This is a genomic window from Psychrobacter sp. C 20.9, assembly GCF_001921765.1.
In the GTDB taxonomy this organism is placed as follows: domain Bacteria; phylum Pseudomonadota; class Gammaproteobacteria; order Pseudomonadales; family Moraxellaceae; genus Psychrobacter; species Psychrobacter piscatorii_B.
This window is the reverse complement of the sequence record NZ_MRYC01000001.1, coordinates 117955-144220: the sequence shown is the minus strand read 5'-3', so window position 1 is coordinate 144220 and position 26266 is coordinate 117955. Positions and strand designations below refer to the sequence as shown.

Sequence of the window (26266 nt, the reverse complement as noted above, 5' to 3'; positions counted from 1 at the left end):
AGTATAATGATTAAAGGGAAGCGTCTATGAGCACTGTCTGGGATAGTGTGCAGCTTGCACGACATGCCAAGCGTCCATTATTTATGGACTATGTTAATCAGCTTTTTACCGAATTTGATGAGTTGCACGGCGATCGTGCTTTTGCCGATGACAAAGCCATCTTGGGCGGTCTGGCACGATTCAACGATCAGCCTGTAATGGTCATCGGTCAGCATCGTGGTCGCAGTACTCGTGAGCGTATCGAACATAACTTTGGTATGGCCAATCCTGAAGGCTATCGTAAAGTGATTCGCTTGGTCAAAATGGCTGAGCGCTTTAATATTCCTGTGATGACCTTTGTCGATACTCAAGGTGCCTATCCTGGTGTTGGCGCAGAAGAGCGCGGTCAAGCGCAAGCAATTGCAGAGAGTATCGCTGTATTCTCTAGCCTAAAAGTGCCTATCATCGTGACCATTATCGGAGAAGGTGGTTCAGGTGGTGCATTGGCAATTGGCGTTGGCGACAAAGTCAATATGCTGCAAAACAGCATCTATTCGGTCATCTCCCCTGAAGGCTGTGCGTCTATCTTGTGGAAAACCGCTGAAAAAGCACCAGATGCCAGTGAAGCACTGAAATTAAATGCCATCAACCTTTACCAGCTAGGTTTGATTGATGCTGTTATTGATGAGGGTGAGGGCGCACATGTGCAGCCACAACCCGTTATGGAAGCTCTAAAATCACTGATCACTGAGCAGCTTGATGAAATCAGAGATTTGGATCCTCAAGCGCGTTGTGAGCTCCGCTACGAAAAATTAAAGACGTTTAACTCAGAAGTGATGCTGCCTGCTTAATGCAAAGCATGTGCTAAGCTTTTCATATTAGAGACTGAGTCTTAATGCTAAAATAAAACGTGTCATTCAATGGCGCGTTTTTTTATGTCTATTAATTTGCTCATGAATTTATCTATCTAAAACTAAGGCTGATTATGACCAGCAGTGCCATCCTCACGCATCCTATTAGACCAATCAGTGATTTGCCGATTGATGAGACATTGGCAGATGCATTATTGGGCAGTATAAATGACTATAGGGAGCAGCTGCATGGTCGTCGCCTGTGGCTAGCCTGTAGTGGTGGGCGTGATTCATTGGCGCTTGCAGCGTTATGTGTGCAGCTCTATCGGCAAGGCAGATTGCCATGTTTGCCGCAGCTGTTACATGTTGATCATGGTTTGCAAGCCGATAGTCAGCATTGGGCAACGCATGTCGCGAATTGGGCTAAGATGCAGCAGATACCTTGTCATATCCTAAGAGCACAAGTGACAGGTCATGATGAGCAAGCCGCGCGGCAAGCCCGCTATAACGCCATGCGTGCGCATATCAACCAAGATGATGTATTGCTACTAGGACATCACGCCGACGACCAAGCCGAAACGGTACTGATGCGCTTGATCCAAGGCGCTGGGGTCAATGGTCTGTCAGGTATGCAGCCATGGCGAGCACAAACGCAGCATGGACGACGCTATGCATTGTGGCGGCCTTGGCTTACGGTGAGGCGCGCCACGATTAGTAATTATGCCAAGCGCTTAGCGTTGCCTTATATCGATGACCCGACCAACGAGACGGGTGATAATGTCCGTAGCGGACTGCGCCGCGATATCATGCCTATACTGGCAACTTATAATCCCAATGTCATTGATAATATTGCTCGCAGTGCGCAGCTATTAGGCGATGCGCAAGCCACTGTCAATGTTCAGGCTGAGCAAGATATGCAGCAGACAGCTGATGAAAGCCTACAGCTACCAGCAGCACAGCGCGTGCTCAATATCGATACATTGCAAGTATTGCCCATTTATCGCCAGCGGCAACTACTGCATCATTGGCTGGGTCAAGATGAGCCGTTACCACCTGCTAAGCAGCTTGTCGATGACGTATGGAGTCTCACTCAGCGCAGCGACCATGATCACCAAACTGAGCTGTTTTGGCAAGGTCGCACGCATTCCTATATTATTCGTCGCTATCGTCAGCAGATCTATCGTCAAAGCAATAAATGGTTGTCTTGGTTAAACTTGCCACTGATGGAGCAAGAGCTGCCATTATCGAGTTTGGATTTGACAACAAATGACTCAGCAGACAGTGATTTTGCACTACTGACTGTTCGTCGCAGTGAAGACTGTATCTGGCAGTTGCAAGTGTATCCAGATGCGCTGGCAAGATTGATAAAAAGTCATATAGGCGCACTCAATGCAGTATTAAAGATAAAGCCATTAGATCGCAAACAGCGTGTGCAGACGGCATTGGCGACACGTTCACAATCAGGCAAAAAACTGTATCAAACGCTTGGTATTCCATTATGGCTGCGAGAAAGCTTGGTTGTGGTCAGTGTCGTACTCTTAGATAAAGAACACGCTAAAAATGAGATTCCTATCTTATTATTATCGCCTTTTGATAGGTGGATATTGAAAAATGACTTTTCGATCAATACCAAAAATCTAGGTAGTGATATCGACGATGTTTTTAAGAATGTTATAAGCGTAGTTGAGTAGATGAAACAAAACTATTTAGGTAGTCAGAGGGTCGGTATTTTTTATCATTTTAATATCTATTATTTTGGCGTTTTCATACATCTCCTCGTGACGCTCTGCGCTCTGCTCAAAGCCATGTTTTTTATAAAAATTAATGGCGTTGCTATTGGTGTCCAAAACCCATAGATGAAAACGAGCCTCGGCATTAGCGGCTATTATATCTTGCAATGAGGCTTTCATAAGTGTGCTGCCCATACCTTGATGTTGATAAGTAGGTAAAATATATAGCGTGGTGATTTCATAGCGCTCATTTTGAGAATAGTAACCGATGAAACCTACGATGGTATCACCGTCCTGTGCTACCCAAACCTCTACTTCGGGTTGACGCAATATCTGTTCCCACAGGGCTGTTTTTTTAGCCAAGTTATTCATCTCATTGATATAAGAAATGGGTAAAAGGTCTAGGTAAGTATCATGCCAACTGTGGACATGCACCTTTGCGATGTCTGAATAATCTTTTTGCTCGGCTTTTCGAATAGAAAACATATTTGACACCTCAAAATATTTTATAAAAATTATTTCTCAATCTAACAGCTAAACCATGTCATAGTCGATGTCAGTTACGTGTTTCAATTAGGTTTAATGCGATTGTAGCTGACAGGAATTTATCAAACGGTTGTAGTGGCAGTATGATAAACTGAGTGTCGTTTTATATATCAATATGTTAAGTTGAATACTTTTGAATTTTGTGACTAGGAGACAAGTATGTCGGTATTAGATAATAAGAAAATCAGCTTCATCGGTGGCGGAAATATGGCACAAGCGCTTATCAGCGGTCTTGTGGGCTGCGGCATCGAACCAAACCTCATCACGGTCGCCGATCCTAGCAGCGATATCCGTGAGCAACTAGCGGCTAAAGGTCTAAACACCGTTGACCCAATGGCGGATGCCAAAGCAGCTGTGGTCGATGCTGATATCGTGGTACTGGCAGTAAAACCACAAATGATGAAAGTGGTGGTTGGTGCTTTTGCTGATGCATTGGACAATCAGTTGGTCATCTCGGTTGCCGCAGGTCTGTCAACTGACCTATTGTCTAGCATGCTGGGCGGCTATAGTAATATCGTGCGCGCCATGCCAAACACGCCTTCGATGATTCAGATGGGGGCGACGGGTCTCTACGGCACAGATAATATCTCAGCTGAACAAAAAGCGTTGGCAACCGCGGTGATGGAAGCGTCAGGATTGGTCATGTGGGTCGATGACGAAGAACATATGCATGCTGTGACTGCCGTGTCAGGCTCAGCGCCAGCGTATATGTTTTACTTTATCGAATCGATGGTCGATGGCGCAGTGGCATTAGGGCTTGATAAAGAACAAGCCTCAGCACTTGCCATGCAAACCATGATAGGTGCGGCAAAAATGGCGATGAATAGTGAAGATACGCCTGCTGAATTGCGCCGCAAAGTGACGTCTCCAAACGGTACCACTCAAGCCGCTGTTGAATCTATGCAAGCCAATGAGATTGGTCGCCAAATCGGTGAAGCCATGCAAGCGTGCTATGATCGTAGCCAAGCGCTTAGTGAAGAGATGAGTAAATAGTTATTGATTAGCAATTAGCAATTAATAATTAGTACGTAACGACCCAAAAAGTAGGTCAGGCTAAACAGCTGATCTACATTGCATAATGATTCGCATCTGATAATGACAGTTGTCATCCTAAAATCTGTCAACAATGTCCCATTGAGTAGCCCTTCATGAACAACATGTTATTTCAAGTTTTTGATCTGGTCACCACATTCGCTATGATGCTGGTGTTTATTCGTTTTATGCTGCAATTTGCAGGGATGGATGCGCGCAACCCGATGATTGCACCTGCCTATAAAGCGACCCATATCGTCGATGTGTTTGGGCGTATATTCCCAACGGTCGGACAGGGGCGTATTAGCATTGCGGCTATCGTCCTGATGTTTTTGATTCGTCTGATCGATATCTCTGGAAAAGCGGCATTGACGCATCAAGGGATTGCCCCTGTGCCGCTATTTTTCACGGGTACGATCAGCCTAGTGTTAGATTTTTTACGCATGTGTCGCTACTTGGTGATTGGGTCTATTATCGTCAGCTGGATCGTGGTGTTTACCCAATCCCAGCATCCTATTATTGGTATTATTATGAGCTTAGCGGAGCCGATACTAGAGCCGTTTCGTCGTATCACGCCAAACTTAGGGATGCTTGATTTGTCACCGATGGTTGCTTTCTTTGTGTTTTATTTACTTGAGATATTTATCGGCGGGTTGGCCGCAAACTTCATGCCTATGTTGGGGTAAGCGATATTTTGCAATAGTAAATCAACCATGCACATTGTCAGATCTTTGACTAAAAAGGCGCTTTATAAAATATAGAGCGCCTTTTTTATGTCTGCTACTTGGGTAAGCTATGGCTTGTTAGATATGCTAAAAACGAACAAAGCGATTGGGTATTAATTGCGCCTGAGCATCTTCAGGGTGCGGGTCGTCAGCCGCGCGCAATGTCTGGGTAATCCAATTATCTGCGGATTTTACCGCATCAATCAAATCATCTTCCATCGCCAAACGCCCAGCGATAAAGCTGGCAAGCGAACATCCTGAGCCATGAAACTCACCCTCTAAGCGCGGTAAGATGCTCTTATGTACCATCTCGCCCTCTATATATAAATACTGCTCGATATCACCGCTATCAAAATCATGAGAGGTTTTTACCAACACCGCATGAACGCCTTGCGCGCATAGTTTTTTCGCACCACTGTGCAAATTCTGCTCGCCGCTCAGCGCGCGCAGTTCATGCGTATTGGGTGTAATCAAGGTGGCATAGGGTAGCAGCTGCCTAAAAGCACTGACCAGCGTTTTTTCATCACCCAAGCTGCCACCGCTATTGGCGACCAATACAGGATCCAATACAAATGGTGTGTCCTTGCTGATCTTTTGCTCAGCAAACAAGTGCGTTAGCATTGCGATGTTATCAGTGGTGCCCAGCATACCTGATTTGATGGCTTTGACAGGTAAATCGTCAAGCACCGCAGTGGCTTGAGACTTCACTAGCGCTGCCGCACAAGCTTCAAAACCAAATACCTGCTGTGAGCTTTGAATTGTGACTGCCGTACAAGCAATAGCCGCATGCGCACCAGATTGACCGATGGCTTCAATGTCCGCTTGTAATCCAGCACCGCCTGAGGGATCCAGTCCAGAAAAACACAGTACGACAGGTCGCATAACCGCTCCTTTTAGGTATTTTATAATCAGTGATAAATACTATAGCCACCTACTGCCAAAAAATCTATCTCAGTCTAGTACCTATAGATTAAGTATAAAATATCAAAACAAATGAGACTGTTCTGAATCATCAATTTAGCAGTGGCATTTTTTTGCAATATGGCGTAATTTTAAGTATTAAAAGCCGAGAAAAGCATTTATATCGATAATTATGAGAAAAGCCTCATTAAATCGGTAGACAAGGCTTGCAATTCGTTTTGGCTTTGCTATAATACTCGCCCACGGCATAAGACGTATTATTAGCATCAATACTGTGTTTATTTTTATAAATGTCTTAAATCGTTAGGTGAAGTGGGTGAGTGGCTGAAACCAGTTCCCTGCTAAGGAACCATACGTGTAAGCGTATCGAGGGTTCGAATCCCTCCTTCACCGCCATTTATTCAGTTATTATTAGAGTAGTAACGCAGTATATTGCGTTAAACATTCTTAATAATTAAATCAAAAAATATTTTGTCTTTAATTAAAAAAGATGTTGACACAAGCGATATTATCTATATAATAGCCAACCTAATTTACTGAAATTGTTTTTAACAACTCGGTAAATGATTTGCAAAGTACGCGCTTGTAGCTCAGTTGGATAGAGCACTTGGCTACGAACTAAGGGGTCGGGAGTTCGAATCTCTCCAAGCGCACCATTTGCATAATCAACTAAATCAATCGCCTGTCTTATGACAATTGGCGATTTTTTTATGTCTGCAGTTTTTGTGTTTTAGTATTGCCTTTTGCTTAGTGACTTTAAGGATTTTGGTTTCGTGATTTTATATTGGTCACATCATAGCCATCCTATGTGATTAGGATGATTAGACAGTCATTTAGGATATAGTTGATCCAATTTAAGAGTGGTACAAGGCAACCGAGTGCAGATGTATACGTCATACTTCAAGCGAGGTTAACGCTGTAACGCTTTTATAGTGGATTGACTATAATGTACGATAGACCAGTCATTTACGGTACAATAGCATTACTATTCACTGCTTGCTATGAGCTCGTACCATGTCAAAAAGTTCCTCTAAACGCCCGTCAAAGTCTATTAGCAAATCAAAGCCGCAACCGAGCGCTTTTGCGCAGCAAGATCCTAATGAAGCGCCCACCATTGCCAAGCCCATGGTTCGCGTTGTGGCCATTCTTTATGATGGCATGTTGATTTTGGCATTGTTATTTTTGGTCGGCACGATATTGACTGTGGTTGGCACGCTTTTGACCATGGAGACGGGTACCGAGTCTTCACAGGCGCAGTCGCTACCGGTCTGGTATCAAAACGCTATTATGACGCCATCATTTGTACTGACATTGGTGGCTTTCTACGGCATATTTTGGCGCCGTGGTGGTCAGACGCTTGGGATGCAGACATGGCGGCTCAAAACCATTAATGACGCGGGTCAGTGGCTCACGTGGGGACAGTCTTTCAAACGTATCTTGGCAGCGTGTTTGATGCCGCTGATTTTTGGTATTATTGGTAGTCTGATCGATGGGTCACGCGCCGCCTTGCTTGCGAGCGCGTTTTTGGGATTGGTATTCAACTATGTGTTTTGTCTGTTCAACCCTCGCGGTCTGGCAGTACAAGATTTGCTATCCAACACCATTACCCTAAAAATGCCAAAAGTGGCACATGAAGGGTTATGGCGCGGTTTTAAAAATCGTAAGAAAAAGTCTTAGGATTATAAAATAGCCAGCAAGGCTCAAAACATATAAAAGTGAAAAATTATATATAGTTGATTTAGTTTAAAAGAGAGAAAAGGCAACCGAGTGCAGATGTATATGCAATACTGCAAGCGAGGTTAACGCTGTCACTCTTTTAAAGAGGATTAACTATACTAACGCTTTGAATCAGCCATGCTGTATAGCTGACAAAAAACAGTACCAACGTAGCGCCTGATGTGCGACCGAATTGACGCTTCGTGGTAAAGGCAAACACGCACAGTGCAACGAGTAATACCGTCAGTAGCCCCATTGCCATCACATCACGTGACAAAATCACTGGATCAGCAGCAATCGGGGCAATGACCGTAGCTAGGCCTACGACCGCCAATGTATTGAAGACATTTGAGCCAATGATATTGCCAAGTGCCATGTCGTGCTCGCCTTTACGCGCTGCTGACAAGCTTGATACCAGCTCAGGCAGTGATGTACCAACCGCAACAATCGTCAAGCCAATGATGAGCTCGCTGAGACCCCAGAGCGTTGCCAATTCGACCGCTCCCCAAACGATCGCACGCGAGCTGATTACCAGCATCAGCATACCGAGCAGTAAGCTACCAAGTCCACGCGCTACGCTTGGCTCTGTCGCATCTGAATCTGCATTATCAATGTCCTCTTCATGCTCATGATAGCCCTCACGAATGCTCAATACGATCTGTGACCCCAATACCGCAATCAACAATACAAGCAATATCAGACCATCCACTTGGCTTAATATGCCATCACGTAGCTGCCAAGCGGCGATGATAGTGATTAGCAGTAGCAGTGGCAGGTCACGCTTTACGATACCTTTACGGATGATGATAGGGCTAATCAGTACGGTTGCACCCAGTACTAAGGCAATATTGATAATATTTGAGCCGTAAGCATTGCCTAAAGCCAGCTCAGGACTGCCTTCTAACGCTGCTAATACTGACACGACCATCTCAGGTGCTGATGTGCCGATGCCCAATATTAATACCCCAATTAAGAAGCTTGGCACACTAAACTTTTTTGCCAGTGCTGTTGCTCCGTCAATAAAAACATCAGCACTCCAAACCAAAATTGCTAACCCAATCAGTATTGCAATCACCGCCAACCACATCGGTATGTTTCCTTATATATGATGAAAAGTATGAGTTTAATAGAGAAAAATGGCATAAAAAAAGCCGAATCTTGATTTAGATTCAGCTTTCCTCATAGCATCGAGATTTTTAGTAATAATAGCAGGTAATTCAAAAATGTAACTTTGTGTTTATCTTAAATTTACCAAAACCTCACCATCCTGTCATATTAAGCAACTTGTACAGGAATGATATTTGCTGTGTCTTTAACTGTGTTGTCTTCGTTGCAATAGACCAGTTTTGGCTGATACGTCGATGCTTCAACTTCATCGAAATGCGCGTAAGCACAAATAATGACGATATCGCCCAAGTCTGCCATATGAGCCGCAGCACCATTTAATGAGATAATACCAGAGCCCGCCTCAGCACGGATAGCATAGGTGCGAAAGCGCTTGCCATTGGTCACATTATAGATATCGATAGATTCGTTTTCACGTAGACCGGCAAGGTCCAGCAGATCACCATCGATACCGCATGAGCCTTCATAGTGAAGCTCAGCATGGGTAACGCGAGCACGGTGTAATTTGCATTTAAGCATATTAAGTAGCATAGGTTGCTTCCTTAGCGTAACTGATATTAAATAACTAAATCAAAAGGTTAATGGGGACAAACCTACCAAAATAAAAGGCTATTACTATAGAGGTAATATTTTATTCAGGCAATTTAAAGCCATTAATTTGTGAACGTGCTTTTTCGACCTCTCCATCTAGCAATAAGGGGAGCGCTTCAAATGCCGCCGTCAACGCGCTATCGATGGCGATTTGCTCATCGGGAGACGCTTTTGAAAGGACATGTCCACTGACTTTGGATTTGTGACCAGGATGACCGATACCCACACGCAGACGATGAAAGTCATTACCGATATGCGGCGTGATGTCACGCAAGCCATTGTGACCACCATGACCGCCGTCGGTTTTGAGTTTGATGCTGCCAGCTGGAATATCGAGCTCATCATGGGCAATCAATAACTCGTCGTTTTTGATGCCATAAAAATTTACCATAGGCACGACTGACTGACCAGATTTATTCATAAACGTCAGAGGCATAAGTAAACGCACATCAGAGCCATGAATGTGCCCACGTCCTGTCACCCCATGAAATTTTTTGTCAGGGGAGAGCGTAATGTTGAACTGCTGAGCCAAATGATGGACAAACCAAAATCCGGCATTATGACGCGTAAACATATACTGCTGACCAGGATTACCAAGACCGACAATAAGCTTTATGGCCATAAAAACACCCTGCTTAAATTTGATAAATAAGGATAAGGTTTGAAATATTGATAGACAGTATATTCTCAAACCTTACTTACAAAAACAGCAGGAGATTTCAAATCACCTGCTGTCTTCTTAACTAAACGAGTCTATTACTAAGTGGCACAAAATAAAGTGCTACCTAGACATAGTATATTACTCGTCGTCTTTGCTTTCTTCAGCATCAGCGTCGTCGTTTTGCTCAGTTGCTGGTACTTCATCAGCATCAACGTCGTCAGCATCTTCGTCAACTTCTTCAACCGTTGGTGGCTGCATGTTAACGATAGTGCGGTCATGGCCGTCTTCTAGCTCAAGCTCATGAATCACAACGCCTTCAGGAAGTTTGATGTCTGATAGACGGAACAAATCACCGATTTCCATACCAGATACATCTACTTCTAGATATTCAGGTAACTGTGATGGTAAGCAGATAACTTCGATATCAGATACTAGGGTAGATAGTACACCAGCAGCAGCAGTACCTGGCGCTTCTTCACGACCAACAAAATGCACAGGAACGTTCATGTGGATTTTTTGACCTTTTACAACGCGCTGGAAGTCAGCATGCATTGGGAAGCCTTTAGCAGGATGACGCTGCAAGTCTTTGATAACAGCTTGATGCTCGGTACCGTCAACATTGATGGTCAAGATGTGTGAGAAAAATGCTTCAAACTCAAGTGCTTTTACTAGCTCGTTGATTTTGATAGAGATCGCTGTTGGCTGCTCACCACCACCATAAATGATAGCAGGAACTAGGTTCTGCTTACGTAGGCGGCGGCTCGCACCTTTACCTTGGATTTCAGCAGAACGATCAGTAGCGTTTAGTTCAAAATGATTATTGCTCATGGATATAATCCTATAAAAAGAATGATGAAGTGTCTGGTCATAAAAAAGTGGATTTGCGACCAATCCACTAATACGTGATGAGAGCTAATATCTATCGTTGCGTATAAATGACACAACTATCGATGTTAGCCATTTGCTTATAACAATGATTTTTATAGTAAAAATTACCACAATAGCCATTATTATTCAGCATGATCAGCACTTTTGATAATGCCAACCTGATTGAATAAAACAAAAGGTCAGCACAGGCGCGCATTATACGGGATTTTGTAGCAATAATAAAGACCTACGCAAAAGGCCTACATAAAAAGAGCGCTAAGTGTCAATACTTGGCGCTCTTTTTTTTAATAACTAAAATTGTATTATCACAATCATTGCTATTAAAATTTATAACAATGACTGTCTAGCATTAGGCATCAAACATCGCACTAATAGATTCTTCGTTGTTAATACGGCGTAAGCTCTCAGCAAGCATTGGCGCGATACTGACCTGACGGATTTTGCTGCACGCTTTTGCTTCAGCAGACAATGGAATCGTATCGGTCACGACAACTTCGTCTAGCGCAGATTCACTGATGTTTTTGAGTGCATTACCCGATAGGACAGGGTGAGTGATGTAAGCTAAGACGCGGCGTGCACCATTTTCTTTCAATGCTTCAGCTGCTTTACATAATGTACCAGCCGTATCGACCATATCGTCAACGATGACGCAATCACGGTCACGGACATCACCAATGATGTGCATGACTTGTGACTCATTGGCACGGGCACGGCGTTTATCAATAATCGCCATGTCAGTATCGCCTAATTGCTTGGCCATCGCACGTGCACGAACCACACCACCAACATCAGGTGAAACCACCATGATATTGTCATAATCTTGTTTTTGTAGATCGTTTAGGAGTACTGGCGTACCGTAGATATTGTCTACAGGAATGTCAAAGAACCCCTGAATCTGATCTGAGTGCAAATCAACCGTCATCACGCGATCGATACTGACAATGTTTAGCATGTCAGCGACCACTTTAGCCGAGATAGGTACACGAGCTGAGCGTGGACGACGATCCTGACGCGCATAACCAAAATATGGCATGACAGCTGTGATACGACCAGCACTAGAGCGACGCAAGGCGTCCGCCATCATCATGATTTCCATCAAGTTGTCATTGGTCGGTGCACAAGTAGGCTGCATGATAAACACATCTTTACCACGTACGTGTTCTTTGATTTCCACGGCAATTTCGCCATCAGAAAAACGCGTGATGTCAGCTTTACCAAGAGGTATATGAAGATGATCGGCTACGGTTTTTGCTAATTCTGGGTGGGCATTGCCCGTAAAAATCGCCAAATAAGGCATGACAGAAGTCCTATTGATTGACTCAAGCAGCGACCGCTAAGCAGTGACAAACTGCTCAAATTAAGAAAAGAGTGGTGAAAAAGATTGAAGACTACTATTACAGTAAAAAATGGCAGGGGTAGCTGGACTCGAACCAACGGATGTCAGGATCAAAACCTGATGCCTTACCAACTTGGCTATACCCCTGTAATGTCTAGGCTATGAACAACCGAAAGCTAATAGCGACTAATAGTCATTCTTAGAATGGTGTCACGACCTGTCAGTTATCTTATAAACGATTGAGCCGCCTAAAACATAACTTTTCCCTAGCGGTGTTCATTGCGAACTATACCGAAACTGGGATAACGTTGTCAATGACAATAGCATAAGAGGTTATTTATAAACCGCTTATACTCAGTGTATTTCTCACGCTTCGTACTAAAAAATGGCAGGGGTAGCTGGACTCGAACCAACGGATGTCAGGATCAAAACCTGATGCCTTACCAACTTGGCTATACCCCTATTGTGGCGACCTATTATAAGTAAATTTTCAGATTTTGCAAGTCATTTGCGCTTTTTTCTAGGATTTATTCATATTGTTGTGTCATTCAGCGACTTGCTTTTATACAGACAGCCTTATGACGAGGGGTTGGACAGTTTATTGGCATCCATAAATTGCGACCCTAAAAACTGTATGTATCTACCCTTTAAACAATCGGGGTTTGCTTGTTGTGCAAAATTATAGTCATTATTTGGATCGTATTTTTCACGGCCCAGTGGCCCATTGGTAAATAATTCTGAATTTAGAGGGATAGCAATCCCATTTGCTGTCAGCGTTTTTGTGTTTGCATTCCAAGTAGTGATGCCATGTGGAAACACAGGAACCTCAAGCGTATTACCACTTTGTAGCAATAAACAGCCGTCTTGCATGACCAATGTACCGCCCGTTGCTGGCTGTATTTCCATGCCATTCGCATAAGGGTACGTAAAAAATGGTGCGTATGCTTGTGGTTCAGTATCTTTACCCGCTTCAGGTATTTCAGGGGTTGGTGAGTTTTTGTTTGGGGTAGTCGCATTTGTAGTACAACCAGCCACCATCAATGGCAGCAAAATAACACTCAACAAAGTACCTGACATAGCGGCTGAGAAATTGGTTTTCATCGCAAAAACTCCTAAGTTTAAATAGTATGGGCTTATTGAAAAATATTGAGCTTGATGACATGCCCTAGGTTCGATTTATAAATTACTGGTTAGATAAGCCTGACACGGCGCATCTTCAACCCACTTTGCCAACAGTTTTTTATCAGAGGCAATACTCGTATCTAGCGGTAAAAATACCGCGCTACCAGAGCCAGTCATGCGCGCTGTGCCCAGCGCTTGTGTTTCTAACCTTTGCAAATAATTCAAAGCCTCTGCAACAGCAGGAGCGAGGCTTGTCACTACTGGCGTAAAGACATTGTGATAAGGCGTATTCAAATTTTGAACATAATCATTGGATTGATTTTTAATCGTATCAATCGACAGAGAAGTGATATCTCGCTGTAGTTTGGGGTGGGCGAATAGTTTGGCAGTATTGACATGCGCTTCAGGTGTCAAGACTAAATACTGCTGGTCAGGCAAATTGATGGCAGTCAATTCTTCACCAATACCCATCGCAATCGCATCTTGACCAAAAATAAAGATAGGTACGTCTGCGCCTACCTTTGCACCAATTTTTATAAGCGCATCGCGAGTAAAGTTAAGCTGCCAAAGCTCATTGAGCACCAGCATAGTCGTTGCGGCATTGGACGAACCACCGCCCAATCCTGCACCCATTGGCAAATGCTTGTCTAACCTGATAGTAATTGGTGCTAACTGCTCGGGCAGCGTGTTTGACTGTATGGCAAAAGCGAGCAATGCGCGCGCCGCTTTGAAGATTAAGTTGTCTTCTATATTGGCAGTTATCGCCTCTGCACCAGCTAATACTAATAGCTGATGACAGAGGGTATTGGCATCTGCTTTATTATCAGCCGTTTGTATCACAACATCATCCATGAGTGAAAAATGCAAGTAATCACCCCAATCAAGCAGGCGAAACACCGTTTGCAAATTATGATAACCGTCAGCACGCTTGCCTGTAATATGCAAAAATAGATTGATTTTTGCAGGGGATAAACGCGTAACAGTAGAGTCAGATGCTTCGGCTATGTTTTCAATCATGTTTTTTCATCATAAGGTACAGTCATAAACGACTATGGTAATGAGCAATAGGGGCTGATTTTTTTGTGGTGATACACTAGTAATGACGGACTAGTGATTAATCGTCATCACCACTTTATTGCCCTGTGGTTGTACAGCGCTGATTTTACTAGGGAGCTTGTCATTCCCTTTATAAGTAAAGCTGGCACTCCAGTCGCCATTGACTGAGCTGATCAATCGGTTTTGAGCATCTAGCTGCGGAGCGCTATCTGAAGGCGCGGGGCGACCAGAAATCCAGTAAGGCATTTGCGAGATAGGCGCTTGCCAGCCAGTGGCTTTTTGTAATAGTTCCTCAGGGTCATCAGCAGTCAATGTGCCTGTCTTTTCACTGACTAGCGTCGCGGTTTGACCGTTGTACTCGATGTTGGTTTTACCAATGCCAAGCGCGCCGATGAGTTCAATAGCAAAACGATCGTTTTCTTGTCCCCATGCATAAAACGCACTACCGCCTTGGGTACCTGAGGTGTCATTAGCAGGTGTGGTCACCCCAATTTTACCCGTGATATTGAAGCTCTCTAGCTTTTTTGGTTGATCAGCGTTTTGACCTTGTACAGTGGTCGTTGGCTGGTTAGTCGCGTTGGCCGTTTTTAATGACTGACAACCAGAGGTAATGACCATTGCTGCAGTTATAGCAGTAAACAGAGCCAATTTATTTGGTTTATAAGAAGTGATTGATACTGACATAATGTGCTCTCGAAAATGGTAAAATGGACAGGTTAACAAAGATATTAGCTTAAGGGCTATTTGTTGCTCAGTTATGCACGGCTGTTAGCTTCTTATACGTCCCTTGTAATTGATAATTGCTTTGTAACGTATCAGGCCTGATGGCATCACGCCGCAACAGTTATTTTGAAAAACCAATATCAATATAGCTGTATGCTGTCATTGATATTGTGTTGTCCAAACGAGAAGCGCTGTTGCAAGTCTGCGAGTAGTGCTTCGACTTTTTCGTTATTGCCGAGACCTTGATAAGCACGCAGTAATAGAGTGCCTGAGCGCAGAGTTGGGAGCACATCGTAAGGCGTTTGCAGATAATCGATGACTTGCTTATAGTTTTCTTTTGCCAATGCATTACCCGCCAATACATTGAGAGCTTGTAGATGAAGGTCATTATCATAGCGTGGGTCGTCATAGCGAATTTGGATAATTGCTGTAGCAAGCGCCAGACCTTGCTCAGAGCTACGCTCGTTGGCCAATAGCAACTGTGCATAACTGAGCTGATAGGATAAATTGGTAGGATCGAGCGCCTGCAAATGATTAAGGAGTGTACGTTTGACGACATAGTCGCTTTTGTCATCTAACAGTTGGACACGGGCAAAGAGTAACATCTCATTATCAGGATATTTACGAGCGGCCCGCGTCAATAGACGTAAGGCTTCTTCTGATTCATTTTGCTGCCACAAGATATCGGCTTGCATCACAAAGGTGTCAGGGGCGAATACGGTAAAGTCTTTGCGTAGCTTTTCTAAAGTAGCAATGGCGGCGTCGACGTCGTCATTGAGCAATTCAAATGCGACCACTTTTCGACGTGCTTCTAATACTAAGTCTTCTTGCATCACGGCATTGAGATAGTATTTGGCTTTATCATACTGCTGCTGCCGCTCGGCACTGATACCGAGATAGTAATAAGCTTGGTCAAGGTAAGCGGGGTTTTTGGCAAGCATATTGAGTAGATCATCCGCACTTGCATATTGCTCAATATCCAAGCTCACCAGTGCTGCTAGCAAGGTAATCTCGGCATCATCATTAAAACGATTATGTGCGTCAAGCAGTAACTTCCAAGCCTGCTCGCTTTGTTTTAAGTCTAATAAGTAGCGAATCTCGTACAGGTACAAGCTTTTGCTATCAGGATTGCGCAAGCGTGCTTGGCTTATATAGTTGACCACAGTTTCAGAGGTGACGATTTTGCGCAAGATGTCAGCCTTTAGGGTGATAAAAGGCACATAATCAGGCTGGCGCTCTAGCGCGCGGTTAATATGCACGATAGCGATTTCGGGCTCATTAAATTGGTAAAGTAAACCAGCTTTTAATACGGACAGTGAAGCATTTTGCTCACTATCTAGTGGCTGCAAAGCGGCAAGCAGCTCGCGTTTGTCATAGTCATTATTGGGATAAATACCGATAAGGATTTCGCTCAAATCTGCACGCGGATCGTAACGCAAGATGCGGTTTAAGGTCTCGCCAGCTAAGATATAGTCGTGTGCCCGTAGTGCCAAATGCGCCACATAAAACCAAGCAGGTACATGATCAGGATTCTGGTCTTGCCATGATTTCGCAAAGGCTAATGAATCCTCAACCCTTTCATTACGCAATGATAGAGTTAGTGCCCTCTCAAATACCGCTGTGGCATCTTCTTTAAAAGATTGTTGCTTATAGATCGTAATCGCACGTTGTTTGTCATCACGATCCGCAGCAAACTCTGCATCTAATAGAGCATATAAACTGGGTTCGTTGAGTTCAGGCTGCCATAGGCTGGCTGGCGCTAGACCATCAATGTTGGTTACGCTATCTGTCATTTGGCTGTTTTTATGAACAGTCGTGCTGATAGAGGTACTAGAAGTAGCATTATTATTTGCCCAGTTATCGCTAGTAATGACTGCTGCTGGTGGCGTTTTTGCGGCCAATTCTGTATCAGCATGGCTGGCATGCGCAGGTACGGCAAGGCATAAACAGAAGGCCAATGACAACGCTAGCTTATAACGCTGGCACAAACGATCGATAACGACCTGCAATAAAGCGCGGAGGCTAGATTGCTCGTTATAAAGAGGTTGTGATCTAGATAATGATCCAAAAAACATCATAGATAGCCGTGTTCGCCCATGGTTTACCTACATAGCTGAGGCAATTTTATTTTAATCATTTCAAATCAAATAGTGGTAACGAGTACCCATGACAAACATTATAAGAGCAGATGAACAGTATAAACAATAGCATCCGTGTTACTCATATCCGAGCAATCACCATTCTATTGATAGGCTATAACTGATACTTGTTTTAAGCATGAGTTATTTTGCTAGAACTTTTATACAAATAGCTATGCTGACCAGAATACTGTGGAAATATAACAAGTTAGGCGACACTAAGCGAATGATTTATGGTGATCTTAGCGACTATTTGCCAAAACACATCCATTGATTTTATCAATCATATCGGTAGTTGATTTGTTACATTTGCGACCAGATACAGAGATATCGCTATCATAGATGGGTGAGTGTTAATTAACGCCAGCAATAATGATATAATAAGCGGTTTTTAGGGTCTTCCTTTCAGCGCTGTCGTCAAAAACTGTCTTTTAAAAATAATGAGATAGCGTGAGTGAGCAGCTGAGCGGCATGTTTATGGTCTATCAATAATGAGATTAGTGGTCATTGGGGTCAATCACAAAACTGCACCAGTCGCTCTGCGAGAGCGCTTGGCGCTGGTGGGTGACGATGTGAATGTTGCGCTTGAGCAAATAGAATCCTTCACTGATGGCAGCGTGATTGTCTCTACTTGTAACCGTACCGAGATTTATGCGCTTGTGCCCCATACGTTGACTCCGCACCACTCACATGCATCAAGCTCGGCAGTTAATGAGCAGTCAGATCATGCCATCTCTCATAATGATTTTAGTAGCAGTGCTCATGTCACATCAAGCATGATCAGCGCTCATATCCTCAAGATTAAGACGTGGCTTGCTGAATTCAAACAGCTGCCACTCGTAGATATCGATCCTTATCTCTATGTGCACCGCGACACGCACGCATTGACCCACTGGCTAAGAGTCGCAGCGGGGCTGGATTCTATGATACTGGGTGAGCCGCAAATACTTGGTCAAATCAAGCGCTCTGTGCATTTGGCACAAGAGCAAAAAGTATTGAGCAATCAGCTCGGTTGGATCGTTGATCAAGTATTTGCCGCTGCTAAACGAGTACGTAATGAGACGCAAGTGGGTGCACAAGCGGTATCGCTGAGTTTTGCGGCGGCCAAATTGGTCACGCAGATATTTGATGACTTGCCGAGTCGTACGCTATTGGTCGTCGCGGCAGGTGAGATGAATCGCTTGGTTGCCACCCATATCGCAGGACTTGGCGTTGGGCGAGTGATTATTTGTAATCGTAATCCTGAGCGTGCTGAGGCATTGGCGGCTGAACTGCGTAGTCCCAATCGCCGCATAGACGTCAGACCCTTGCAAGATTTGCCGCAAGTGCTGGCAGACGCCGATATTGTCAGCAGCTGTAGTGGTAGTATGGATTTATTGATTGATAAAACCATGACCATGCAAGCGCTTAAGCGTCGCCGTTATCAGCCAATGTTGATGATAGATTTGGCCGTACCACGTGATATTGACTCAACCATCAGTCGCATGGATGATGTCTATCTGTATTCTGTCGATGATTTGCAGCATGTGATTGCTGGCAATATTGAGCAGCGTCGGCAAGCGGCGGTCGATGCGGAACTTTTAGTCAGTCAATTGGTCGTTGAAATAGATCGTCGCTTCCAAGTTCGCCAAGTGGGTAAAGACATCCAGCAGTATCGTACCTGTACTCAAAATCAAGTAGATAAGCTACTGCATGAGTCCATTGCCAAGCTGCAACAAGAAGATATCAGTCCAGAAGACATTCTTATTGAGCTGTCACGGCGCCTGACTCAAACACTGACGCACGCACCATCCAAGCTCATGCGTAAAGCGGCCCGCGAAGGCGACAGTGATTTGCTAGATTTTGTAGTGTCTGGGCTACAGGATGCCCATCGCGGGCGCTGATGTTCTCACCGCGTCGATCAACGAACACTTACCAATAAAACTCTAATCGCGCAAGCCATATCAGTGCCTGAGCGTATCGTTGTCAACCTCTAGCATCAGTGCTACTATCAAATCTTATGGATGATTTGGGTCAAGACAGTTTGGCTTAACATAGGGTGATGAGACTCGCTCATGTTGTGACTATAACGTGACTAGAAATAGTTTCGCCCCATGTTTATAGCCTTCATTAATGTGTATTAGAACCAGTGCGTTTGCATATCATGAATCTGAAGCATTGATATCAAAACAACACATGACCTCATCATTAAAGACAGTAGCGCTGGGTTAAAGGGTTATCTTGTCTATCCTATATCTTCTTCATTTTTGTTCGATATGAGTATTCGGTTGATACCAATCATCTATGGTACTTAACGATATTAGTATCTATATTATTTCCTATCCCTATATTATGGTATAAAAATAAGGTCCAAAAAATTAAGAAACAGTCATCATCTAATCATATACTAGGAGTGTTCCATGCCTGCATTACGTCAAGATATCGATCCAAACGGCTTATTAGAGTATTCAGTGGTCTACACTGATCGTGCGCTAAACCATATGTCAAAAGCCTTTCAGCAAGTGATGAATGACTTATCTAGTGATCTAAAATCTGTCTACAACGCGGATGCCGTGGTTATCGTACCGGGTTCTGGTACTTATGGTATGGAAGCGGTCGCTCGCCAACTGGCAAATGACGAAGATTGCCTCATCATTCGTAATGGTTGGTTTAGTTATCGTTGGACACAAATCTTAGAAAAAGGCAAAATTGCCAAATCCTCAACCGTGCTCACAGCCAATCGTGCAGATGATAGCGAGTCACCAAAACCGTTTGCACCAGTCGATATCGACACGGCGGTAGCTAAAATCAAAGAAGAGCAGCCAGCAGTGGTATTTGCGCCGCACGTCGAGACTTCGTCTGGCATGATTTTGTCAGATGACTATATCAAAGCGTTGAGCGCGGCTGTGCATAGCGTCGGTGGATTGTTGGTTATCGACTGTATCGCGTCAGGCTGTGTCTGGCTAGACATGAAAGACTTGGGTATCGATGTGCTTATCAGCGCCCCGCAAAAAGGTTGGAGCAGTACACCAGGCGCTGGTCTTGTCATGCTAAGCGATGCGGCGGTCAAAAAAGTAGACAGCACAGAGTCTGATAGCTTCAGTATTGATCTAAAGCAATGGCTGAACATCATGCGCGCCTACGAAAATGGCGGTCATGCCTACCACGCGACGATGCCGACAGACAGCTTACGCCAGTTCCGTGATGCGGTGAATGAAGCCAAAGCGGTTGGTTTTGATAAGCTATGTGAGGCGCAGTGGACGCTTGGCAAACGTATTCGTGAAGTACTAGAAGCCAAAGGCATCGAGAGCGTTGCGGCTAAAGGCTTTCAAGCGCCTGGCGTTGTCGTGTCTTATACCGATCGTGATGATATGCATAAAGGCAGCGCTTTTGCGGCAGCGGGTGTGCAAATCGCCGCTGGTGTACCCTTAAAAGTAGGTGAGCCTGACAGCTTCAAGACGTTCCGTTTGGGTCTGTTTGGCTTGGATAAATTAACCGATATCGATGGTACGGTCACGCGTTTTGAGTCCGCACTGGATGAAGTACTAAGCCAGTAGTTATGATTGAGAAACCTTTTAAAATGATACCGCTAACTTTATAAGTACTTCTGAAGACGCTTTTATCATCATAAAATACTGAGCCGTTATTATCATCATACGTGCTCAGTATTTTTTTACCCTTTTATTATATTTTATAATATAATGTATTTATATAAATCGAAAGTTAAGCAAATACTTAATAAACCTAAATGGGTAGTCCGTTATGAGTATACAAATAGACTGGCAAGCATTTACACCGATCTCTTTAGTCGGTGGTCTGATGCTAGGGGTAGCGACAGTTATTTTGCTGCTCGGTATCGGCCGTATAGCGGGTATCAGTGGCATTTTTTCAAGCTTGCTAAAACCCAAGCGTGTGGAGATGTGGCAGGTGCTATTTATACTGGGTTTGGTCATATCGCCCGTGCTGTACAGGCTGGCAAGACCGCTACCTAACGTAGAGATTAGCACTTCTTTGCCACTGTTGATTGCCGCAGGGCTATTGGTGGGCTTTGGCACGCGTCTTGGCTCAGGCTGTACCAGTGGGCATGGTATCTGCGGTAATGCACGTCTATCTCCACGCTCACTGGCCGCGACCGTCACCTTTATGCTGTTGGGTATTGTGACCGTGTATATCGGTCGTCATGTCCTAGGGCTACTATAAATGCTCAACGGCAGATTGCCATGAGATTGCTAGTAGGACTAAAGCACGCACGACATATGATAGTTAATAGAAGATAATAATAGCGAGATACGACGATGCTAAAAAATATAATCGGATTGCTGGCAGGGTTACTGTTTGGGTTTGGGTTACTGGTGTCAGGTATGACGGACCCTGTAAAAGTACAAGGGTTCTTGGATGTGTTTGGCGCATGGGATATCTCCCTTGCACTGGTGATGGGTGGTGGTTTGTTCGTTGCATTTTTTGGTGTGCTGTTGGCCAAGCGTCAAGAGAATAGCTGGGTTGGCACGCCCATTGATATGCCAAGCAAAACCGTCATCACCAAACAATTGATTATCGGAGCCATGTTGTTTGGTATCGGCTGGGGGCTGGTCGGTATTTGCCCGGGGCCAGGCATCGTCTTGCTCGGGACGGGTCAGTGGCAAGCGTATGTGTTTATCCCTGCGATGATCATAGGGATGCTGGTCTATCAGTGGTTTGAGCCAAAAATTGGCTGATATAGTTAGTTCTCTATAAATTGGATACGTTGTCAGCCTCGCTTAGTCTACTATTTGTAGTACTTTTACTTGGCTTCCTTGTCTCCAAATTATATTGAACCAACTATAGTATAAATAGGCTAGCACTCGAAAAAAGGTCAGCCACGTATATGTGATTGACCTTTTTTATGAATGTTAGTTGATGACAGGATTTAATAAGCCGCCATTTTATTTAACACTGGCAGTAACTTTTGACGTTTCGTGCGCCAACGATTTGGCTGCTTGGCGTAGCTCAAACTTTTGTACTTTACCCGTACTGGTTTTTGGGATTTCAGCAAAGACAATATATTTTGGCACTTTAAAGCCTGCTAAGTGCTGACTACAATGCGCCATTACCGTATCGCGTTGCAAGGTGCTGCCCTCATGAATCTCGATAAAGGCGACGGGCACCTCACCCCATTTATCATGTGGCGCGGCGACGACCGCACAGCTCTCAATGGCAGGGAGCTTGTATAAGACATTTTCGACCTCGATACTAGAGATATTCTCACCGCCTGAGATGATAATATCTTTGAGCCTGTCCATGATTTTGATGTAGCCGTCAGGGTATTTGACACCCAAGTCCCCCGTGCGGAACCAGCCATCAGTGAATGCTTCTTCGGTGGCTTTGCGGCTTTTTAGATAGCCTTTCATCACCATGTTGCCACGTAGTGCCAGCTCACCCATCTCTTCGCCATCGGCGGCGACTGGCTCAGTCGTGCCTTGTTTAAATACCTCAAACCCTGTCATTAAGTGTGAGGTCACGCCTTGACGTGATTTCTTTTGGGCGCGGGTGGCGACATCAAGATCACTCCATTCTTCTTGCTCAGCGCAAACGGTCACTGGCCCATAGACCTCAGTCAGACCGTAGACGTGAGAGATATCAAAGCCCATTTCTTCCATTGCTGCTAGCATGGTTTCAGACGGCGGTGCCCCAGCGACCCAGCCTTTGACGGTATGCATAATGGCTTCCTTATACTCAGGTTTGCCGCCAGCAATCATATTATGGACGACGGGCGCAGAGCAATAATGGGTCACTTGATGCTTTGCTATCAGCTGCAATATCAGATCCGCGTCAATTTTACGCAAGCAGACATTGACCCCAGCGCGCTCAGCGATGCTCCACGGGAAGCACCAACCGTTACAATGGAACAGCGGCAACGTCCACAGATACATTGGATGCTTTGGCATATCCCAATCCAAAATATTCGACACCGCATTGAGCGTAGCACCGCGATGATGATAAACGACGCCTTTTGGTTTGCCTGTTGTGCCAGAGGTGTAGTTCAGGGCAATGGCATCCCATTCATCCGCTGGCAGCTCCCAATTATCCAAGCTGTCTGAACTGGCAACCAATGCTTCATAGCTCATCTGTCCAAACGGCTCGACATCGATAGCATGATCGGTCGCGTGAATGACAATGAGGTTTGGGAAGGTCTCATCGATAATCTCAGCGTGCTCCGCAAACTCGCTATCCAAGATAAGAACCTTGGCCTCTGAATGCTGCAAACAAAAGGTCAGGGCGTTGATATCAAGGCGCGTGTTCAACGTGCAGAGTACGCCGCCTGACATGGGTACGCCAAAGGCGCATTCGACCATCGCTGGCGTGTTTGGCAGCATGACGGCGACCGTATCGTTTTTATCGATACCCAGTTTGCGTAAGCCATCCGCCAATTGACGGCAGCGCGTATAAGTCTGTTGCCATGTCTGAGTGAGATTGTTGTGTGCAAGGTCATCATAAATGATCGCAGTCTTATCGGGATAAACCTGAGCGCTACGGATAATAAAATCAATAGGGGTGAGTGGTTGATAATTGGCGGCGTTCTTGCCGAGGCCAGTATGAAAATCTGTCATGATGATAATCCTTTATCGTATTTTTATAACGCGTCAATAGGGTAACGCAGCACCGTAATTTAACACAGAAAGGGATTAGAATAGTCGATGTTTATCGATTAGTCTAATGGGCGGTGAGGAGGAAGTGATAAAATAGGTGTCTGATTATAAAAAAAACACAGTCAACACTGGAGCGGATTTTACCGTAATAATCTAACGATACGCCACCAGTCCGTGCGATAGTTGGCACACTTCACGATCGTATTCTGATCGTCGCTAAATAGTGCTCACTCATCAGTCGTTTGTCTGCATAGCTGACAATAATAGCGGTGTGTTACGATACCAGTAACGCTAAATCCTGTAGCATCACGATTTCTACAAAGCTATTTTTAAGAAGCCGTCTCAAAAAAATTCATAAGGAAAATGATATGACCGCCAGCCGTTCTGCCAATACGATCGAAACTGCCAGCACTAACGAATATTATCCACATTTATTTGAGCCATTAGATTTGGGTTTTACCACGCTAAAAAACCGCATGGTCATGGGCTCTATGCATACGGGGCTTGAAGACCGTTTTTATAATTATGGCAAGCTGGCGGCGTATTTTGCAGAACGTGCCAAAGGCGGCGTGGCAATGATGATCACAGGCGGTATCTCGCCCAATCGCGAAGGTTGGCTACTACCTGCTGGCGGCACGATGAATACCAAAGCTGACGTCATCAATCATCAGCGCGTTACTCGTGCTGTGCATAAGCACGACAGCAAAATCATCATGCAGATATTGCACAGTGGTCGCTATGGCTATCATCCTTTTGCGGTATCCTCTAGCCCAATCAAATCACCAATCTCGCCGTTTAAACCGCGCAAGATGAGCATCAAAAATATCGAGCAGACAGTCAAAGATTATGCCCGCTCAGCGCGTCTTGCCAAGCAAGCGGGCTATGACGGTGTCGAAATCATGGGCTCTGAAGGCTACTTGCTCAATCAGTTCTTATCGCGTCATGTGAACAAGCGTAAAGACATCTATGGCGGTGATATTCAAGGTCGCATGAAGTTTGCCGTTGATGTGGTCAAAGCCGTTCGCGAGGCCGTTGGTGAAGATTTTATTATCCTATTCCGCCTGTCAGTCATCGACTTAGTCAAAGATGGCAACGTCATGGATGAAGTCATCACCGTGGCAAAAGCGCTAGAAGAAGCGGGCGTGACTATCATGAATACGGGCATCGGCTGGCATGAAGCGCGTGTCCCGACGATCGTCACCAGCGTACCACGAGCGGCTTTCGTTGATTTCACCGCTGAGATCAAAAAACACATCAATATCCCAATGATGGCGGCCAACCGCATCAACATGCCAGATACCGCAGAAAAAATCATCGCTGATGGTCAGGCAGATGTGATTCAGATGGCACGACCATTCTTGGCGGATGCAAACTGGGTCAACAAAGCCAAAAACGGTCAGACAGACCGCATTAATACCTGTATCGCCTGTAACCAAGCATGCCTCGATCATACGTTTGAAAACAAACGCTCGACTTGTCTGGTAAACCCTCAAGCCTGCTACGAGACTGAGTTGGTCTACAAAAAAGCGAAAAATCCAAAGAAAGTTGCCGTCATCGGTGGCGGTGTCGCGGGTATGTCAGCCGCTCACGTAGCAGCTCTGCGTGGTCATGAGGTGACCTTGTTTGAAGCCAAAGATATCTTAGGCGGTCAGTTCAACTACGCCAAAGTCATCCCTGGTAAAGAGGAGTTCTTTGAGACCATTCGTTACTATATCAATGAGCTTGAGCACTTGGGTGTTGAGATAAAACTCAATACTTTTGTGGATAAGGACATGCTTGAAAAAGCCAAATTCCACCATGTGATTGTTGCCACTGGCGTCGTACCGAGAAGCCTAAAAGGCAAGCTTGAAGGAGCGGATCTACCGCAAGTTATCAGCTATGCTGAACTGCTCTCTGGCGAAAAAGCCGTGGGCGACACGGTGGCGGTCATTGGGGCAGGCGGTATCGGATTTGACGTCAGTGAATACCTAACTGCCAATCATGGTCAGTCGCTAGACGAGCTTGGCCCTGAAACACTAAAAGACCCAAGCTATCGTCCTGAGCCGCAGTCTATCAGTGACTGGCGCGAAGAGTGGGGTGTGACCAGTGATACGGACTATCAAAGCGATGGTGGTTTGGTCAGACCAGAAGCCATTAAGCCTATCCGCCAAGTTTACTTGATGCAGCGTAGTAAAGGTCGTCTGGGCAGTGGACTAAACAAAACCTCAGGCTGGGTACACCGTGCGCATATCAAGTCTCATGGCGTCATCCAAGTCGCTGGCGTGCAGTACGACAAAATCACCAACGAAGGTATTTGGGTCACCAACGCTCAAGGTCAAAGCCAGCTACTCCGTGTCGATAGCGTCGTCGTCTGTGCTGGTCAAGAGTCAGTCGCCAGTCTGATGCCAAATGTCGGCGATGCACCAGACGCGCAATATCATCTCATCGGTGGTGCTAAGCTCGCAGCTGAGCTAGATGCCAAACGTGCGATTCGTGATGGCGCTGAGGTTGCGGCAGGGATTTAATGGTTAAATAAGAAGTG

General features: G+C 45.0%; 22 protein-coding genes and 4 tRNA genes. 12 read left to right on the top strand and 14 right to left on the bottom strand.

Annotation, left to right across the window (positions count from 1 at the left end):
• Positions 1-26: 26 nt before the first annotated feature.
• Positions 27-830: an acetyl-CoA carboxylase carboxyltransferase subunit alpha gene (locus BTW00_RS00645; protein ID WP_058025325.1), complete on the top strand. Its 804-nt coding sequence runs from the start codon at positions 27-29 to the stop codon at positions 828-830.
• Between the two features lie 134 nt (positions 831-964).
• The gene (tilS, locus tag BTW00_RS00640) at positions 965-2521 is read left to right on the top strand and encodes a tRNA lysidine(34) synthetase TilS (RefSeq protein WP_075105774.1); all 1557 of its coding nucleotides are present in this window, start codon (positions 965-967) and stop codon (positions 2519-2521) included.
• Between the two features lie 15 nt (positions 2522-2536).
• On the opposite strand, the gene BTW00_RS00635 is transcribed toward tilS, so the two are convergent.
• The gene (locus BTW00_RS00635) at positions 2537-3046 is read right to left on the bottom strand and encodes a GNAT family N-acetyltransferase (protein ID WP_075105773.1); all 510 of its coding nucleotides are present in this window, start codon (positions 3044-3046) and stop codon (positions 2537-2539) included.
• A 219-nt stretch (positions 3047-3265) separates the two neighbouring features.
• Between BTW00_RS00635 and proC the strand changes: the two genes are divergently transcribed.
• Positions 3266-4099, top strand: coding sequence for a pyrroline-5-carboxylate reductase (proC, locus tag BTW00_RS00630; protein WP_075105772.1), 834 nt, complete (start codon positions 3266-3268; stop codon positions 4097-4099).
• 155 nt (positions 4100-4254) lie between these two features.
• A complete protein-coding gene (locus BTW00_RS00625) occupies positions 4255-4824 on the top strand; it encodes a YggT family protein (protein ID WP_075105771.1) in 570 nt (189 codons plus the stop codon).
• A 126-nt stretch (positions 4825-4950) separates the two neighbouring features.
• On the opposite strand, the gene BTW00_RS00620 is transcribed toward BTW00_RS00625, so the two are convergent.
• The gene (locus BTW00_RS00620) at positions 4951-5745 is read right to left on the bottom strand and encodes a hydroxymethylpyrimidine/phosphomethylpyrimidine kinase (RefSeq protein ID WP_075105770.1); all 795 of its coding nucleotides are present in this window, start codon (positions 5743-5745) and stop codon (positions 4951-4953) included.
• 345 nt (positions 5746-6090) lie between these two features.
• Here BTW00_RS00620 and BTW00_RS00615 point away from each other — a divergent pair.
• The 3 genes from BTW00_RS00615 (at position 6091) to BTW00_RS00605 (ending at position 7461) form a co-directional block, all read left to right on the top strand.
• Positions 6091-6180: transfer RNA gene (locus BTW00_RS00615), tRNA-Ser, on the top strand.
• 183 nt (positions 6181-6363) lie between these two features.
• Positions 6364-6440: transfer RNA gene (locus tag BTW00_RS00610), tRNA-Arg, on the top strand.
• Between the two features lie 358 nt (positions 6441-6798).
• Positions 6799-7461, top strand: coding sequence for an RDD family protein (locus BTW00_RS00605; RefSeq protein WP_075105769.1), 663 nt, complete (start codon positions 6799-6801; stop codon positions 7459-7461).
• Between the two features lie 139 nt (positions 7462-7600).
• Here the strand turns inward: BTW00_RS00605 and BTW00_RS00600 are convergent, their stop codons facing one another.
• The 11 genes from BTW00_RS00600 to BTW00_RS00550 form a co-directional block, all read right to left on the bottom strand.
• On the bottom strand, positions 7601-8587 hold the full coding sequence (locus BTW00_RS00600; protein ID WP_075105768.1) for a calcium/sodium antiporter: 987 nt from the start codon (positions 8585-8587) through the stop codon (positions 7601-7603).
• 188 nt (positions 8588-8775) lie between these two features.
• Entirely contained in the window at positions 8776-9156 is a 381-nt protein-coding gene (panD, locus tag BTW00_RS00595; RefSeq protein ID WP_010196068.1) for an aspartate 1-decarboxylase, read from the bottom strand.
• 100 nt (positions 9157-9256) lie between these two features.
• Complete coding sequence (pth, locus tag BTW00_RS00590; protein ID WP_075105767.1) at positions 9257-9838, bottom strand: aminoacyl-tRNA hydrolase; 582 nt, start codon at positions 9836-9838, stop codon at positions 9257-9259.
• Between the two features lie 177 nt (positions 9839-10015).
• Positions 10016-10705, bottom strand: a complete 690-nt coding sequence (locus tag BTW00_RS00585) for a 50S ribosomal protein L25/general stress protein Ctc (protein WP_075105766.1) — start codon at positions 10703-10705, stop codon at positions 10016-10018.
• Positions 10706-11114: 409 nt separating this feature from the next.
• On the bottom strand, positions 11115-12062 hold the full coding sequence (locus tag BTW00_RS00580) for a ribose-phosphate pyrophosphokinase (RefSeq protein ID WP_057758042.1): 948 nt from the start codon (positions 12060-12062) through the stop codon (positions 11115-11117).
• A gap of 110 nt (positions 12063-12172) precedes the next feature.
• Positions 12173-12248 (bottom strand) — tRNA-Gln (locus BTW00_RS00575).
• A gap of 239 nt (positions 12249-12487) precedes the next feature.
• Positions 12488-12563: transfer RNA gene (locus tag BTW00_RS00570), tRNA-Gln, on the bottom strand.
• A gap of 114 nt (positions 12564-12677) precedes the next feature.
• Positions 12678-13202, bottom strand: a complete 525-nt coding sequence (locus tag BTW00_RS00565) for a hypothetical protein (protein WP_075105765.1) — start codon at positions 13200-13202, stop codon at positions 12678-12680.
• A 75-nt stretch (positions 13203-13277) separates the two neighbouring features.
• Entirely contained in the window at positions 13278-14240 is a 963-nt protein-coding gene (ispE, locus tag BTW00_RS00560; protein WP_075105764.1) for a 4-(cytidine 5'-diphospho)-2-C-methyl-D-erythritol kinase, read from the bottom strand.
• 90 nt (positions 14241-14330) lie between these two features.
• On the bottom strand, positions 14331-14963 hold the full coding sequence (lolB, locus tag BTW00_RS00555) for a lipoprotein insertase outer membrane protein LolB (protein ID WP_075105763.1): 633 nt from the start codon (positions 14961-14963) through the stop codon (positions 14331-14333).
• Between the two features lie 179 nt (positions 14964-15142).
• Positions 15143-17080 (bottom strand): tetratricopeptide repeat protein, encoded by a 1938-nt coding sequence (locus BTW00_RS00550; RefSeq protein ID WP_075105762.1) that lies wholly within the window; start codon positions 17078-17080, stop codon positions 15143-15145.
• A gap of 551 nt (positions 17081-17631) precedes the next feature.
• Between BTW00_RS00550 and hemA the strand changes: the two genes are divergently transcribed.
• From hemA to BTW00_RS00530, 4 genes are all read left to right on the top strand, one after another.
• Positions 17632-19023 carry a glutamyl-tRNA reductase gene (gene hemA / locus BTW00_RS00545; protein WP_075105761.1) on the top strand — a complete coding sequence of 464 codons (1392 nt, stop codon included), beginning with the start codon at positions 17632-17634 and terminating at the stop codon, positions 19021-19023.
• Positions 19024-19539: 516 nt separating this feature from the next.
• Positions 19540-20676, top strand: a complete 1137-nt coding sequence (locus BTW00_RS00540) for an aminotransferase class V-fold PLP-dependent enzyme (protein WP_075105760.1) — start codon at positions 19540-19542, stop codon at positions 20674-20676.
• Between the two features lie 205 nt (positions 20677-20881).
• Positions 20882-21319: a YeeE/YedE family protein gene (locus BTW00_RS00535; RefSeq protein WP_075105759.1), complete on the top strand. Its 438-nt coding sequence runs from the start codon at positions 20882-20884 to the stop codon at positions 21317-21319.
• Between the two features lie 95 nt (positions 21320-21414).
• Positions 21415-21834 carry a DUF6691 family protein gene (locus BTW00_RS00530; RefSeq protein WP_075105758.1) on the top strand — a complete coding sequence of 140 codons (420 nt, stop codon included), beginning with the start codon at positions 21415-21417 and terminating at the stop codon, positions 21832-21834.
• Between the two features lie 207 nt (positions 21835-22041).
• On the opposite strand, the gene BTW00_RS00525 is transcribed toward BTW00_RS00530, so the two are convergent.
• Positions 22042-23706: an AMP-binding protein gene (locus tag BTW00_RS00525; protein WP_075105757.1), complete on the bottom strand. Its 1665-nt coding sequence runs from the start codon at positions 23704-23706 to the stop codon at positions 22042-22044.
• A 407-nt stretch (positions 23707-24113) separates the two neighbouring features.
• Here BTW00_RS00525 and BTW00_RS00520 point away from each other — a divergent pair, with 407 nt between their 5' ends.
• Entirely contained in the window at positions 24114-26249 is a 2136-nt protein-coding gene (locus BTW00_RS00520) for an NADPH-dependent 2,4-dienoyl-CoA reductase (RefSeq protein WP_075105756.1), read from the top strand.
• Positions 26250-26266: the final 17 nt, after the last annotated feature.

Bases quoted from the DNA above. Each gene is read 5' to 3' on its own strand.
- BTW00_RS00625 (WP_075105771.1), top strand. From the start codon at position 4,255: ATGAACAACATGTTATTTCAAGTTTTTGATCTGGTCACCACATTCGCT.
- proC (WP_075105772.1), top strand. From the start codon at position 3,266: ATGTCGGTATTAGATAATAAGAAAATCAGCTTCATCGGTGGCGGAAAT.
- BTW00_RS00535 (WP_075105759.1), top strand. From the start codon at position 20,882: ATGAGTATACAAATAGACTGGCAAGCATTTACACCGATCTCTTTAGTC.
- BTW00_RS00605 (WP_075105769.1), top strand. From the start codon at position 6,799: ATGTCAAAAAGTTCCTCTAAACGCCCGTCAAAGTCTATTAGCAAATCA.
- pth (WP_075105767.1), bottom strand. From the start codon at position 9,838: ATGGCCATAAAGCTTATTGTCGGTCTTGGTAATCCTGGTCAGCAGTAT.
- BTW00_RS00635 (WP_075105773.1), bottom strand. From the start codon at position 3,046: ATGTTTTCTATTCGAAAAGCCGAGCAAAAAGATTATTCAGACATCGCA.
- panD (WP_010196068.1), bottom strand. From the start codon at position 9,156: ATGCTACTTAATATGCTTAAATGCAAATTACACCGTGCTCGCGTTACC.
- lolB (WP_075105763.1), bottom strand. From the start codon at position 14,963: ATGTCAGTATCAATCACTTCTTATAAACCAAATAAATTGGCTCTGTTT.
- BTW00_RS00525 (WP_075105757.1), bottom strand. From the start codon at position 23,706: ATGACAGATTTTCATACTGGCCTCGGCAAGAACGCCGCCAATTATCAA.
- hemA (WP_075105761.1), top strand. From the start codon at position 17,632: ATGAGATTAGTGGTCATTGGGGTCAATCACAAAACTGCACCAGTCGCT.
- tilS (WP_075105774.1), top strand. From the start codon at position 965: ATGACCAGCAGTGCCATCCTCACGCATCCTATTAGACCAATCAGTGAT.
- BTW00_RS00530 (WP_075105758.1), top strand. From the start codon at position 21,415: ATGCTAAAAAATATAATCGGATTGCTGGCAGGGTTACTGTTTGGGTTT.
- ispE (WP_075105764.1), bottom strand. From the start codon at position 14,240: ATGATTGAAAACATAGCCGAAGCATCTGACTCTACTGTTACGCGTTTA.
- BTW00_RS00520 (WP_075105756.1), top strand. From the start codon at position 24,114: ATGACCGCCAGCCGTTCTGCCAATACGATCGAAACTGCCAGCACTAAC.
- BTW00_RS00540 (WP_075105760.1), top strand. From the start codon at position 19,540: ATGCCTGCATTACGTCAAGATATCGATCCAAACGGCTTATTAGAGTAT.
- BTW00_RS00645 (WP_058025325.1), top strand. From the start codon at position 27: ATGAGCACTGTCTGGGATAGTGTGCAGCTTGCACGACATGCCAAGCGT.
- BTW00_RS00600 (WP_075105768.1), bottom strand. From the start codon at position 8,587: ATGTGGTTGGCGGTGATTGCAATACTGATTGGGTTAGCAATTTTGGTT.
- BTW00_RS00580 (WP_057758042.1), bottom strand. From the start codon at position 12,062: ATGCCTTATTTGGCGATTTTTACGGGCAATGCCCACCCAGAATTAGCA.
- BTW00_RS00620 (WP_075105770.1), bottom strand. From the start codon at position 5,745: ATGCGACCTGTCGTACTGTGTTTTTCTGGACTGGATCCCTCAGGCGGT.
- BTW00_RS00565 (WP_075105765.1), bottom strand. From the start codon at position 13,202: ATGAAAACCAATTTCTCAGCCGCTATGTCAGGTACTTTGTTGAGTGTT.
- BTW00_RS00550 (WP_075105762.1), bottom strand. From the start codon at position 17,080: ATGATGTTTTTTGGATCATTATCTAGATCACAACCTCTTTATAACGAG.
- BTW00_RS00585 (WP_075105766.1), bottom strand. From the start codon at position 10,705: ATGAGCAATAATCATTTTGAACTAAACGCTACTGATCGTTCTGCTGAA.